The following is a 13501-nucleotide window of genomic DNA, read 5'->3' on the forward strand; positions in this document are numbered from 1 at the left end:
TTTTTTATTTTGCTTTAATGAATTAAGAAGGATGTTTTATGGCTTTTTTTCCTTTAAAAAAGCAAGGGAAAGTCATTGCCCTTATTTTGATTATTGTTGTTATTGCAGCGTATTTTTTTTGGCCAAAAGAGAATTTACCTACTTATCACACTGAAACCATTACCCGTGGCGAACTTTCTAAAGAGGTAACCGCCACAGGTAAACTTGATGCAGTGAGAAAAGTAGATGTAGGTGCTCAGGTCAGTGGACAGCTACAAACGTTGTTGGTTAAAGAAGGGGATGCTGTTAAAAAAGGCGATTTGTTGGCGATTATCGATCCTAAAAAAGCACAGAATGATGTTACTGAATCGCAAGAAACTGATAACGAATTAAGAGCCAATCTACAACAAGCAAAAGCTGAACTACGTTTAGCACAGTTAACTTATCAGCGACAACTCAAATTAATTGGTACTTATGCAATAGCACAAGAAGAGTTAGATCGTGCCAAAACAGATGTTGAAGTTAAAAAAGCACGCATCATTACCTATGAAGCCCAAATAAAGAAAAATCAAGCTACTCTCGATACAGCAAAAACAAATCTGCAATATACGCGGATTACCGCGCCTATGGATGGTGTTGTTACTTTTATTAAAACGCTTGAAGGACAAACCGTTATTGCAGCACAGGAAGCGCCAACTATTTTAACCTTAGCAGATCTAGATACTATGCTAGTGAAAGCAGAGGTCTCTGAAGCAGATGTTATTTATTTAAAACCCAATCTTAGTGCTTCATTCACGGTATTAGGTGCGCCTGATAAGGCATTTAGCGGTAAATTAAAAGATATCCTTCCAACACCTGAAAAAATTAATGATGCTATTTTTTATTATGCTCGTTTTGAGGTTCCTAACGATCAGCATCTTTTACGTTTACAAATGACTGCTCAAGTAAAAATCTTACTTGAAAATAAAGCGAATGTATTATTGATCCCTTTATCAGCATTAGGTGATGAAGAAAGTACAAATCAGTATAACGTTGATGTATTAGTCAATGGGAAACCAGAAAAACGTATTGTGAAAATTGGTATGCGTACCGATGTTTATGCAGAAGTTCTTAGCGGATTAAATGAAAACGATAAGGTTATTTTAGGCGAAACCTCAGAGGAGTCATAATGTCTGCATTATTAGAACTTGATAGCGTTAGTCGTTTATATACTTATGGTGAACAAGAAACCGTTGTTCTTGATAAAGTTTCGCTCAAAATTAATGCGGGTGAAATGGTCGCTATTATTGGCGCTTCTGGCTCGGGTAAATCAACGTTAATGAATATTCTTGGCTGTTTAGATAAACCTAGCAGTGGAGAATATAAAGTCGCAGGTTTAAGCATCGCAACGATGGAAAGTGATCAACTTGCAGCATTGCGCAGAGAACATTTCGGGTTTATTTTCCAACGTTATCATTTAATGGCGCATCTTAGCGCTGAGCAAAATGTTGAGATCCCTGCTATTTATGCCGACAAGAATAAAGCTCAGCGTAAAGAGCGGGCAAAGGCTTTATTAACACGGCTAGGTCTTGGTGACAGAGTTGATTATCGCCCTAACCAGCTTTCTGGTGGTCAGCAGCAGCGCGTTAGTATTGCCAGGGCATTAATGAATGGCGGTGAGGTTATTCTTGCAGATGAGCCTACAGGTGCATTAGACAGCCATTCGGGTAAAGAAGTGATGTCAATCCTAAAGCAATTAAATGAGCAAGGGCATACTGTAATTATTGTCACTCATGATCCTTTAATTGCTAAACAAGCATCACGAATAATTGAAATTCAAGATGGTAAAATAATCAGTGATAATCATCATCAAATAGATAGCAGTAAAAAAAACAAAGAAGTATCTACGCTAAAGGCTTCAAATTCTTCATATATTAGTCAAGTCATAGGTCGTTTTACTCAAGCCTTAGATATGGCTTGGCGTGCAATGGTGGTGAATAAAACCCGTACACTCTTAACCATGTTAGGGATTATTATTGGTATTGCTTCTGTTGTTACCATTATCGTTATTGGTGATGCGGCGAAAAGTATGGTGTTAGCGGATATCAAAGCCATAGGTTCAAATACTATCGATCTTTATCCGGGAAAAGATTTTGGGAGTGATGATCCAGAAGATAGACAATCTTTAACTATTCAAGATGTATATGCATTAAAACAACAATCTTATATTCAAGCAGTAACCCCTGAAGTGAGCTTTAGTACACGATTACGTAAAGGTAATCAAGACGCTCCAGCTCAAGTTGCTGGTGTGAGTGACGATTATTTTACTGTTTATGCGATGAAATTTGCACAAGGACGTACCTTTTCAACGGACATGATCCAGCGTCAAGCACAAGTTGTCGTAATTGATGAAAATACGCGGCGTCGTTTTTTTGGTACTAAAAAACAAGTTATTGGTGAGCAAATTATTATTCGTAATATTCCAACAACTATTATTGGCGTAATTTCTGAACAAAAATCAGCATTTGGTAACAGTAAATCGTTAAGAGTCTGGGTGCCTTATAGCACATTAAATAGCCGTATTTTAAACCGAGCTTATCTTGACAGCATTACAGTAAAAGCGAGAGAAGGCTACGATGCTAATATTGCAGAGCAACAAATTATCCGTTTACTTACAGTAAGACATGGAAAGACGGATTTTTTCACTTATAACATAGATAGTTTGCTTAAGGCGGCAGAAAAAACAACGCATACGATGCAGCTGTTTTTAACATTAGTTGCCGTGATCTCCTTAATTGTTGGTGGTATTGGTGTGATGAATATCATGCTAGTTTCTGTCACTGAAAGAACGAGAGAAATTGGCATTAGAATGGCGGTGGGCGCAAGAGCAACGGATGTAATGCAACAATTTTTGATTGAATCTGTCTTGGTTTGTTTGGTGGGGGGGGTAATTGGTATTGGGCTTTCATTTGGTATTGCGATGATAGCCAGTTATTTATTACCTAATTGGGATTTCATCTTTCAACCCATAGCCTTGATTAGTGCTTTTGCCTGCTCAACTGCAATTGGTGTTATCTTTGGATTTCTTCCTGCAAGGAGTGCTGCAAGAATGAATCCTATTGATGCTTTGGCAAGAGAATAATTTTATATGTTTATGCTCTAGATGTACTCATTATTTTATAATGATGCTTAGGTTAATATGACGAGAGATGAAAATAATAGTGCACCTGTATAAAAGGTGCACTATTTGAATAGATTAAATAGTGTCTTATCACGTGAATATTTAGTGAGCCTGAATTACAAAACGTTGATAAAAGAGGTGCTAGTCATACTCATTTTTATGCAGCCTTTTATTCAATGATAGGAATGATAAGATCTGCATGATCACCTTTAGGCCCTTTTATCGTGCTATAACTAACTTTCTGCCCCGCTTTTAGCGTACGATAGCCTTCCATTCGAATTGATGAATAGTGGGCAAAGATATCCTCACCACCTTCTGCTGGGGTAATGAAACCAAAACCCTTAGCATTATTGAACCACTTAACTGTACCTGTCTCCATACTTAGCATCTCTCATATACTTGTATTTATTTACTTAACATTACCTTCAGTATATTTACTGAGCTGTTCATAAAACATACTCTAATTTATTGTTTCTGTCGTCAAGGGGCTAGGGTGGTAGAAATTGTTTCGAATAAGTGAAATTTTGATGTAGCTAACGCTTTGTTATTTATTTAGGTGTAAAAAGAGGTAATAAAAAACCGTTGATAGGCAGAGTTTCCTGTGAGATGGTAAACTAAACGTCATAGATAAGACGTTTTAACAAATAAATGAGTAGCGCAAAATAATGGGTCAGTTTGATTTTTTAACAGAAACCACACTTGGGGATCAAGTCGGTCAGCTTAATGAGCCACCATCAATGTATAAGGTGATCTTGAATAATGACGATTACACCCCCATGGATTTTGTTGTAGAAGTGCTTACGATGTATTTTTTCCTCAATGAGGAAAGAGCCACACAAATTATGTTGGACGTTCACCATAAAGGAAAGGGAGTTTGTGGGGTTTATAGTGCGGATATCGCTGAAACTAAAGTGACACAAGTTAATTTGTATGCCAAAGAAAATGGTCATCCACTTTTGTGTACACTTGAAAAGGCATAATCCGATTAGTCTTTTAAGGAGGAGGTGCTTATGCTTAATCACGAATTAGAGCTTAGTCTTAATGTTGCATTCGCGAAAGCCCGTGATAACCGACACGAATTTATGACTGTAGAGCACCTGTTGCTGGCGCTATTAAGTAATAAATCAGCGCGTGAAGCATTAGAGGCTTGTAAAGTTGATTTAGCCGCTTTACGTGAAGAGCTCGAAGTCTTTATTCGTAAAACAACCCCAGTTCTACCTGAGAATGTAGATAGAGAAACTCAGCCGACGCTCAGTTTTCAACGCGTTTTACAACGTGCTGTCTTTCATGTCCAATCATCAGGTAAAAATGAAGTCTCTGGTGCTAATGTGCTAGTGGCTATTTTCAGTGAGCAAGAATCTCACGCAGCTTATTTATTACGTAAACACGACGTTAGTCGCCTTGATGTGGTTAATTTTATCTCTCACGGTATTTTGAAAGATGATCAACAAAATGATGATCCTTCAGATATGGGAGATATGAATACTCAATCTCAGCAAGAGATGCCACAAGGTGACGATCATATGGATAATTTTACCACTAACTTAAATCTGTTAGCGCGTCAGGGTAAAATTGATCCTCTTATTGGTCGTCAGGCGGAATTAGAACGTACTATTCAGGTACTTTGCCGCCGTCGTAAAAATAACCCTCTGCTGGTGGGGGAATCAGGTGTCGGTAAAACAGCTATTGCCGAAGGGCTTGCATGGCGTATTGAGCAAGACGATGTACCTGATGTGATGAAAGGTTATACCATCTATTCTCTTGATATTGGCTCGCTATTGGCGGGTACAAAATATCGTGGTGATTTTGAAAAACGTTTTAAAGCACTACTTAAAACGTTGGAGAAAGATGAAAAAAGTATTCTATTTATTGATGAAATTCACACTATTATTGGTGCTGGGGCCGCATCTGGTGGACAAGTTGATGCAGCAAACTTGATTAAACCATTACTATCAAGTGGCCGTATACGTGTGATTGGTTCTACCACTTATCAAGAATTTAGTAATATTTTTGAAAAAGACCGAGCACTTGCTCGTCGATTCCAAAAGATTGATATAACAGAGCCTTCGACTAACGAAACCGTATTAATTATTAAAGGGTTACGTCAGAAGTACGAAGAGCATCATGAGGTGCGTTATACCAATAAAGCCATTCAGGCAGCCGTTGATTTATCGGTTAAATATATTACAGATAGACATCTTCCTGATAAAGCGATTGACGTTATTGATGAAGCAGGGGCAAGAACTCGCTTAATTGCTCCAAGTAAACGTAAAAAGACCATCAATGTCTCTGATATTGAAACAGTGGTTGCAAAAATTGCCCGTATTCCTGAGAAAACAGTATCTAGTAGTGATAAATCAACACTGAAAAATCTTGATAATCAACTGAAAATGTTGGTGTTCGGACAAGATGAGGCGATTCATGCATTATCCGAATCAATAAAAATGAGCAGGGCTGGGTTAAGCCAAGATAATAAACCTGTGGGTTCTTTCTTGTTTGCAGGTCCTACAGGGGTTGGTAAGACAGAAGTTACTGTTCAATTGGCAAAAGCCTTGAATATCAAATTATTGCGTTTTGATATGTCTGAGTATATGGAACGACATACTGTTAGCCGACTTATTGGTGCGCCTCCTGGTTATGTGGGTTTTGACCAAGGTGGGTTACTAACAGATGCGGTGATTAAAAATCCATATTCGGTTGTATTACTTGATGAAATTGAAAAAGCACACCCTGATGTATTCAATATTTTATTACAAGTTATGGATAACGGAACATTAACTGATAATAATGGGCGTAAGGCTGATTTTCGTAACGTTATTTTAGTGATGACAACTAATGCAGGTGTACGTGAAACGCAACGTAAATCCATAGGTTTTACCGAGCAGGATAATAGTACGGACGCAATGGTCGAAATCAAAAAAGCCTTCTCTCCAGAATTTCGTAACCGTTTAGATAGTATTATTTGGTTTAATGCTTTATCACCAGAAATTATCGCAATGGTTGTGGACAAATTTATTGTTGAGCTTCAAGCTCAGTTAGATGATAAAGGTGTTTCTTTAGAAGTCAGCCAAGAAGCCCGCCAGTGGTTGTGCGATAAAGGCTACGATAAAGCGATGGGCGCAAGACCAATGGCACGAGTTATTCAGGAAAATCTGAAAAAACCATTAGCTAATGAAATTTTGTTTGGTTTGTTAGTTAATGGTGGCTCAGTTTCAGTAACTTTAAATAGCCAGTCTAACAAGTTAAACTATGAATTTTTAAGCCAAGAGAAGTTGGCGAATAGAAAAGAAGATACTGTCATCTAAGTGATGGCAGTTACTTAATATTTAGTAAATCCGTTTTAGTGAAAAACATACACCACAGGTTGGGCATTAATAAATGCTTTGCCTGTGGTGTTTTTTTTCACCCTAATATATGTTCATTTAAAATTGAACGATATTGGGAGAGAACAGATTGATATCAACGGCTACGGAAGATGATACGGCCTTTGCTCAGGTCATATGGGGTCAGTTCAACGGTAACCTTGTCGCCTGTCAGGATACGAATATAGTTTTTACGCATTTTTCCTGAAATATGAGCGGTAACGACATGTCCGTTTTCTAATTCTACACGGAACATCGTGTTTGGCAGAGTATCTAGTACAGTGCCTTGCATTTCAATGTTGTCTTCTTTGGCCATCTAATCCTCTAAGTTTTAATAACCATATTTTTTAAACGGCAAGATAATGCCGAAAATATTGACCTATGTAAAGGAATGTTATTGGATAGCAAGTGCGTGAATCTTGCTAATTTGTTTAACTTCCTTACCGTTACTTGCGTTTTACTTGCTTAAAGCTACGTAATAACAGAAGTAATAATTCTGAGTATCGTGGTGTTTATAGCAATAAAGGAGCTACACCCAAACCACGTAATGGGCGTAGTAAGATTAAATTTTTGTATCAACCGTAAAATGGCTTTGCCAATTTTGACTTAAACAATAAAGGCCTTACAAAAATAAGCAGTGATTATAATTCCAACGATTGTTGATACCAACACTTTTTATCAATAATCACTTTTTTCCAACGAGATAATGAGGATAAATAGCTTTCGCGAGATATCTCAGTGGCACCTAACGCTGAAGTATGAGAGTTTAACACCTGACAATCAAATAGTTGACCCCCATAACGCAGAAAATGGTTATAAAAAGCAATAAAGGCGCATTTTGATGCATTATCTTTGCGGCTAAACATTGATTCACCACAGAAAACAGCACCGACACCGACACCATACAAGCCGCCAACCAATTCATCAGCTTCCCACACTTCGACAGAATGAGCCAGCCCTTCTTGATGTAACCCTTCATAACCTTTTTTAATATCAGTGCCTATCCATGTTCCTTCTTCACGAATAGAGCAAGCTTCAATAACAGATGAAAATGCATGATTTAGCGTTATCTTATAAGGATGACGCCGCAAAAATTTTTGCAAGGTGCGTCCAATATGAAGTGAACCTGCAGATAGTACAGCTCTTGGATCAGGAGACCACCATAAGGGGGCCTCTGATGGAAAATACCAAGGAAAGATCCCTAATTGATAAGCAACTTTTAATCGTGAAGGGGAGATATCTCCCCCTATTGCTAATAAACCATTTGGCTCTTTCAATGCTAAATCAGGTTCAGGAAAATCAAAATCACTATCATCTAATTGAAACAAGGGCATATTATGCCTCGTGGGTCGATGTAAACAATGCTTGTCTTTGATGAAACTTTGCGTATTGACCTTGTTGTTGTAGCAAGGCGTGATGTGTTCCTGTTTCAACGATTTCACCACCATCCATAACGCAAATTCTGTCCATTTTATCTAAACCATGAAGCCGATGGGTAATCATTAACACTGTTTTTTCCTTACAATGCTGATGAAGTAGAGCGAGGATCTGCTGCTCTGTATCCGCATCAAGTCCTTCTGTCGGCTCATCAAGCAAAACAAAAGGTGCATTGTGTAATAACGCACGAGCAAGACCTAAACGGCGCTGTTCGCCACCAGAGAGCTGTCTGCCACCATCGCCCATCCAAGCATTTAAGCCTTCATCATTTTCAAGTAGCTGTTCAAGGCCAACTTGATGAAGTATGTGAGTAAGTTCATCATCTGTAGCATCTTGTTTTGCCATAATTAAGTTTTCTCTTAATGTATGACTAAATACATGAATACGTTGAGGAACAACAGACATCATTGCACGTAACGTGGGTTCGTCATAATCAGATAATGGCAAGTTATTAAGTGTGATTTGTCCTTGTGTACAATCAAAAGCGCGGTTTATTAGTTGCAACAGGGTTGATTTACCACAGCCAGTTTTTCCTAATAATGCAATATGTTCGCCAGCAACAATGTTTAAGCTAATATTATTGATTACTTGCATTGGTTGGCCTGCATAAGTAAAGCACACATCAGTTAAAGCTAATGTGGCACTATTTTGTTTATCTCCCCCTTTTTCAGGGAAAGTGACATCGGGTTTTTGCTCAATTAAATGAGAAAGGCGTGTTGCAGATGTCATTACTTGGCCTAAGTGCTGAAAAGCTACCGTCACAGGTGCTAAAGATTCAAATGCGGCTAATGCACAAAAAGTAAATAGTGCTATTAAAGCTTCGGGCATAAAACTGTGATTAATACCTTCTGCGGCTAACCATAAAATAAGTGTTGCTGTTAGGCCAGAAGCAAGGATCATTAAAGATTGAGATAAACCTGTTAAGTTTGCTTGCTGTGCTTGTCTACGTAACCACTTGTTTTCTAACTGTGCTAAATTTTTTCTAAAGCGCGGCAATGCACCAAAAACAGTCAGCTCTGCTTGCCCTTGCAACATACTTGTAAGAACAGTGCGATATTGGCCGCGTAAATCAGTTAAATCACGACCTATCGGTTTTCCTGCGTAATAAAAGATAAATGGCAAAATAATAAGTAAGGCTAGCATTATGCCACCTAAAGTATTTGCCAAACGCGCATCGATTAAGCCAAGACCAAACATAATGGTCATAATCACGACAAAAGCAGCGATAATCGGTGAAATAACCCGAATATAGAGGTGATCTAATGTTTCGACATCCGCCACTAAGCGGTTTAATAGTTCACCTTGGCGAAAACGAGCAATACCACCTGGTGATAGAGGCAATATTTTCTTAAAAGTAAATACGCGCAAGTGGGATAGTACACGGAAGGTCGCATCATGGCTCACTAAACGTTCGAAATAGCGCCCTGCAGTACGAAAGATCGCAGCACCACGAACTCCCGCCGCAGGTAACATATAGTTAAAACTATAAATACCTGCAAAACCTGCAATAGATGTTCCTGCTAAAAACCAACCCGACAAAGTTAAAAGTCCGATACTGGCGAGTAACGTTAAAATGGCAAGTACAATACCAAGTAACAACATAAACCAGTGACGGCGATAAAGCGCGAGAAAAGGAAGCAATACTCTCATGATTAAAGTTCCTCTTTGCGGTGAGCAAGAAGACGGGCAAATGCACCCTCTTGATGACTGAGCGACTCATAAGTACCCGTCTGAATAATTTTGCCTTTTTCCATAACCCAGATTTGATCATAACTTAGCGTCTCTTCCAATAAATGGGTGATAAGCAGAGTCGTTTGGTTTAAAGAGGCATTATTTAGTGCTTGCATCACACGTTGTTCACTATGAGAGTCAAGACTTGCCGCGGGTTCATCTAATAACAGAAATTGGCAAGGGGATAATAGAGCACGTGCAACAGCAATACGTTGTGCCTGTCCAACAGAAAGGCGCGCAGCGTTATCACCAATTACAGTATTTAACCCCTCAGGTAATTCGTTAATAAAATCGCTAACATAAGCTTTTTCTATTGCTTGGTTAATTTGGGCTTCGCTAGCATTAGGATTACTTAAGCGAATATTATCAAGTAGCGTTTGTTCAGGTAAATTAGGATTTTGGCCAACCCAACTTAAACAGTTTCGCCATAAATCAGGTGAAAGTTTAGTTAATTCAATACCATTAACTTTTAATGAACCACGATAAGGTAAAAAACCGAGTAGGGCATTTAGCAACGAACTTTTACCTGCACCACTTTGGCCTACTATCGCAACGCGTTGATTACGGTTAATAGTGAAAGTTAATGGCCCTGCTAATTTCACCCCTTTATGAGATAAGATTTCGAGTTCATGGGCTGTAATTTCAATACTTTCAGAGGCGTTAATTGACTCTTTACCTTGAAAGTGTGGTGTTTCACCATCTGATTCAAGAAATTCCACTAGAGATTCAGCCGCACCTACGGCTTGTGCTTTGGCATGATAATAAGTACCTAAATCACGTAGTGGCTGGAAAAATTCAGGTGCAAGGATCAACGCCAAAAAGCCAGAAAATAGCGTTACACCTAAACCATAACTACCGAAGTTCAGCTCACCTAAGTAAGAAAAACCGAAATAAACAGCCACTACGGCAATAGATATAGCCGTAAAGAATTCCAGAACACCAGAAGAGAGAAATGCCATTCTCAATACTTCCATCGTGCGTTTACGGAAATCCTCAGTCGCTTGTGTTATTTGTTTTACTTCTGCCTCACCACGATTAAATAAGCGTAAAGTATCAAGGCCTCTTAATCTATCGAGAAAATTACCACTTAATCGACCTAATGCGAGAAAATTACGGCGGTTAGCATCAGCGGCACCTAAACCGACTAATGCCATAAATAAAGGAATAAGCGGTGCTGTGATAAATAAAATTAAGCCTGCAACCCAGTTAACAGGAAATACAGTAATTAAAATAAGAATAGGAACAATGGTTGCTAAATACATTTGTGGCAAATAGCGTGCATAGTAGTCTTGCATATCCTCTATTTGCTCAAGAATAATTGTTGCCCAACTCCCCGCAGGCTTACCTTTAACCCAAACTGGGCCTAGTTCTTGTAGCCTGTCGAGTACTATTTTACGAATTTGTTGCCTGACTGCCATGCCACAGCGATAACCAACTCGCTCGCGGATTGCCGTAATGATGGCACGTAAGAAAAAAATACCAATAAGTGTGAGAAAGGTGGGTATATGAGCATCACGGCTAAGATGATCCATGATAAACGCTTGAAGTAAAACGGCCAGTAACCATGCTTGAGCAATAATTAATAAACCACTTACTACACCTAAAAACATTGATAGCCGTAGCCATCGGCGGGCTGGAGCACTTTGCTGTTTCAGCCATCGAACCAATTCATTTTGTTTAGTTTTATCCATAAGAAAAGATTCAAATCTGCAGGTGAGATACAAAGTATCAGAAAGGCCATAAGTAAAAGTTCTTACTATTGGCAACCAGCGTAGTATGTTACATGTTAAAAGGCGCTACTGAAATAGCGCCTTGAAAGGAAGTGATGATTTTAATTGTCTTTTAGTGCGTCTAAGTAACGTTCTGCATCTAAAGCAGCCATACAACCAGTACCGGCAGAGGTAATTGCTTGGCGATAAATATGATCCATAACATCGCCAGCAGCAAAAACACCTTCAATAGAGGTTTGTGTTGCGTTACCTTGTGTACCAGATTGTACTTTGATGTAACCATTATCAAGCTCAAGTTGACCATCAAAAATAGCGGTGTTTGGGCTATGGCCAATAGCAATAAAGACACCCATAACATCTAATACTTCTGTATTGTCACTTTTGGTATCTTTTAAGCGAACTTGAGTAACGCCCATCTCGTCGCCAAGAACTTCATCAAGTGTACGATCAGTATGTAAAATGATATTGCCGTTATTCACTTTATCCATTAAGCGATTAATTAAGATTTTTTCAGAACGGAAAGAATCACGACGGTGAATAAGATGTACTTCAGCTGCAATATTGGCTAAATAGAGCGCTTCTTCTACGGCAGTATTACCACCACCAACAACTGCGACTTTTTGGTTACGGTAGAAAAAACCATCGCAAGTTGCACAAGCAGAAACACCTCGGCCTTTAAAGGATTCTTCTGAAGGTAAGCCGATATAACGAGCAGATGCACCTGTTGCGATGATTAAAGCATCACAAGTATATTCTTGTTCATCACCAAATAGGCGGAAAGGGCGGTTTTTCAGATCGACTTTATTAATATGGTCAGAGATAATCTCTGTCTGGAATTTTTCTGCGTGTTGAAGCATACGATCCATTAAACCGGGTCCGGTTAACCCTTCTGGGTCGCCAGGCCAGTTTTCAACTTCTGTTGTTGTTGTAAGCTGTCCCCCTTTTTCAACACCAGTAATCAGCACTGGTTCCAAATTTGCTCTTGCGGCATAAACAGCGGCTGTATAGCCAGCAGGACCTGAACCTAAAATAATAAGCTTGCTATGTTTGATGGTGCTCATGAATACCTCATCTCTGATTATGCTTGATGCGAAGTGAGCGATTGTAGGAGAAATAAGAGGTTAAAAAAAGCGATGGAGCGGAAATAGGCATAATATTTTAGCTATTTTAGCAATAGTCACTAGCTATGTAGTTATTAATTATAGAGTTATATTGCGTTGACATCATCGAATTAACCTGACACTTTTTGCTTTACAATTGATGCTTATCTTGCATATATAGAGAATAACATAGCGCCTTGTTCTGATTTTTACTCATTTACTTTGACAATCCGCTATACATTTGCGAAAACATGATTGTAAAAGACAATTATCCTCAAGCGTTATATGCATCATTTTATAGACAGACAGGGTATGAGATAGTTATTTTACAAAATTAGCTAATAAGTATTTAGATAAAACATTTATTTTATCTGGCATTAAAAGAAAATAGATTGGTAGTTTGCTCTGACCGTTTGATACCGAAGTTTCAACACTGATTCTGATGGTGTACAGGTATGGGTATAGGAAAATAAAGTAAGAGAAAAAGAGAAAGAGAGTATAGAGATGATTGATAATAAAAAACGTCCGGGTAAAGATCTTGATAGAATAGACCGGAATATTCTAAATGAGCTCCAAAAAGATGGCCGCATTTCAAACGTTGAGTTATCTAAACGTGTAGGTTTATCACCAACACCATGTTTAGAGCGCGTACGTCGCTTAGAACGCCAAGGATTTATTTCTGGTTATACTGCACTGTTGAATCCTCATTACCTTGATGCATCATTACTGGTATTTGTGGAAATTACATTAAACCGTGGTGCTCCAGATGTTTTTGAACAATTCAATATGGCTGTTCAAAAATTAGAAGAAATCCAAGAGTGTCATTTAGTCTCTGGTGATTTTGACTATCTGTTGAAAACTCGTGTGCCTGATATGTCCGCTTATCGTAAATTACTGGGTGAAACCCTGTTACGTCTTCCAGGTGTCAATGACACTCGTACCTATGTGGTTATGGAAGAAGTTAAACAGAGTAACCGCCTAGTTATTAAAACTCGCTAAGCC

General features: G+C 38.6%; 11 protein-coding genes. 5 read left to right on the forward strand and 6 right to left on the reverse strand.

Annotation, left to right across the window (positions count from 1 at the left end):
- The first annotated feature begins 38 nt into the window (after positions 1–38).
- Positions 39–1148: a macrolide transporter subunit MacA gene (gene macA / locus PH4a_RS12920; RefSeq protein WP_129040265.1), complete on the forward strand. Its 1110-nt coding sequence runs from the start codon at positions 39–41 to the stop codon at positions 1146–1148.
- Entirely contained in the window at positions 1148–3100 is a 1953-nt protein-coding gene (gene macB / locus PH4a_RS12925) for a macrolide ABC transporter ATP-binding protein/permease MacB (RefSeq protein ID WP_129040268.1), read from the forward strand. Before macA ends, macB begins: the two co-directional genes overlap by 1 nt.
- A 208-nt stretch (positions 3101–3308) precedes the next feature.
- Here the strand turns inward: macB and cspD are convergent, their stop codons facing one another.
- On the reverse strand, positions 3309–3518 hold the full coding sequence (gene cspD / locus PH4a_RS12930) for a cold shock domain-containing protein CspD (RefSeq protein ID WP_064719480.1): 210 nt from the start codon (positions 3516–3518) through the stop codon (positions 3309–3311).
- A gap of 286 nt (positions 3519–3804) precedes the next feature.
- Between cspD and clpS the strand changes: the two genes are divergently transcribed.
- Both clpS and clpA read left to right on the forward strand, forming a co-directional pair.
- Positions 3805–4119 (forward strand): ATP-dependent Clp protease adapter ClpS, encoded by a 315-nt coding sequence (gene clpS, locus PH4a_RS12935; protein ID WP_129040270.1) that lies wholly within the window; start codon positions 3805–3807, stop codon positions 4117–4119.
- A 30-nt stretch (positions 4120–4149) separates the two neighbouring features.
- Positions 4150–6444, forward strand: coding sequence for an ATP-dependent Clp protease ATP-binding subunit ClpA (clpA, locus tag PH4a_RS12940; RefSeq protein ID WP_129040272.1), 2295 nt, complete (start codon positions 4150–4152; stop codon positions 6442–6444).
- 154 nt (positions 6445–6598) lie between these two features.
- On the opposite strand, the gene infA is transcribed toward clpA, so the two are convergent.
- The 5 genes from infA to trxB all read right to left on the reverse strand — a co-directional run bounded on the left by infA (position 6599) and on the right by trxB (position 12460).
- Positions 6599–6817: a translation initiation factor IF-1 gene (infA, locus tag PH4a_RS12945; RefSeq protein ID WP_004244560.1), complete on the reverse strand. Its 219-nt coding sequence runs from the start codon at positions 6815–6817 to the stop codon at positions 6599–6601.
- Positions 6818–7142: 325 nt separating this feature from the next.
- Entirely contained in the window at positions 7143–7835 is a 693-nt protein-coding gene (aat, locus tag PH4a_RS12950; protein WP_129040274.1) for a leucyl/phenylalanyl-tRNA--protein transferase, read from the reverse strand.
- Between the two features lies 1 nt (position 7836).
- On the reverse strand, positions 7837–9588 hold the full coding sequence (gene cydC / locus PH4a_RS12955; RefSeq protein WP_129040276.1) for a heme ABC transporter ATP-binding protein/permease CydC: 1752 nt from the start codon (positions 9586–9588) through the stop codon (positions 7837–7839).
- 2 nt (positions 9589–9590) lie between these two features.
- Positions 9591–11360, reverse strand: coding sequence for a heme ABC transporter permease/ATP-binding protein CydD (gene cydD / locus PH4a_RS12960; protein ID WP_129040278.1), 1770 nt, complete (start codon positions 11358–11360; stop codon positions 9591–9593).
- 140 nt (positions 11361–11500) lie between these two features.
- Entirely contained in the window at positions 11501–12460 is a 960-nt protein-coding gene (gene trxB / locus PH4a_RS12965) for a thioredoxin-disulfide reductase (protein ID WP_064719486.1), read from the reverse strand.
- 543 nt (positions 12461–13003) lie between these two features.
- Between trxB and lrp the strand changes: the two genes are divergently transcribed.
- Positions 13004–13498: a leucine-responsive transcriptional regulator Lrp gene (lrp, locus tag PH4a_RS12970; RefSeq protein ID WP_004244566.1), complete on the forward strand. Its 495-nt coding sequence runs from the start codon at positions 13004–13006 to the stop codon at positions 13496–13498.
- The last annotated feature ends 3 nt before the right edge of the window (positions 13499–13501 follow it).

The sequence above is a fragment of the Proteus hauseri genome, from assembly GCF_004116975.1.
Taxonomy (GTDB): Bacteria; Pseudomonadota; Gammaproteobacteria; order Enterobacterales; family Enterobacteriaceae; genus Proteus; species Proteus hauseri.

What these genes read in the sequence shown, in the direction of transcription:
- cydD (WP_129040278.1), bottom strand. Translation starts at nt 11,360, where the DNA reads ATGGATAAAACTAAACAAAATGAATTGGTTCGATGGCTGAAACAGCAA.
- macA (WP_129040265.1), top strand. Translation starts at nt 39, where the DNA reads ATGGCTTTTTTTCCTTTAAAAAAGCAAGGGAAAGTCATTGCCCTTATT.
- aat (WP_129040274.1), bottom strand. Translation starts at nt 7,835, where the DNA reads ATGCCCTTGTTTCAATTAGATGATAGTGATTTTGATTTTCCTGAACCT.
- infA (WP_004244560.1), bottom strand. Translation starts at nt 6,817, where the DNA reads ATGGCCAAAGAAGACAACATTGAAATGCAAGGCACTGTACTAGATACT.
- cspD (WP_064719480.1), bottom strand. Translation starts at nt 3,518, where the DNA reads ATGGAGACAGGTACAGTTAAGTGGTTCAATAATGCTAAGGGTTTTGGT.
- clpA (WP_129040272.1), top strand. Translation starts at nt 4,150, where the DNA reads ATGCTTAATCACGAATTAGAGCTTAGTCTTAATGTTGCATTCGCGAAA.
- lrp (WP_004244566.1), top strand. Translation starts at nt 13,004, where the DNA reads ATGATTGATAATAAAAAACGTCCGGGTAAAGATCTTGATAGAATAGAC.
- cydC (WP_129040276.1), bottom strand. Translation starts at nt 9,588, where the DNA reads ATGAGAGTATTGCTTCCTTTTCTCGCGCTTTATCGCCGTCACTGGTTT.
- macB (WP_129040268.1), top strand. Translation starts at nt 1,148, where the DNA reads ATGTCTGCATTATTAGAACTTGATAGCGTTAGTCGTTTATATACTTAT.
- clpS (WP_129040270.1), top strand. Translation starts at nt 3,805, where the DNA reads ATGGGTCAGTTTGATTTTTTAACAGAAACCACACTTGGGGATCAAGTC.
- trxB (WP_064719486.1), bottom strand. Translation starts at nt 12,460, where the DNA reads ATGAGCACCATCAAACATAGCAAGCTTATTATTTTAGGTTCAGGTCCT.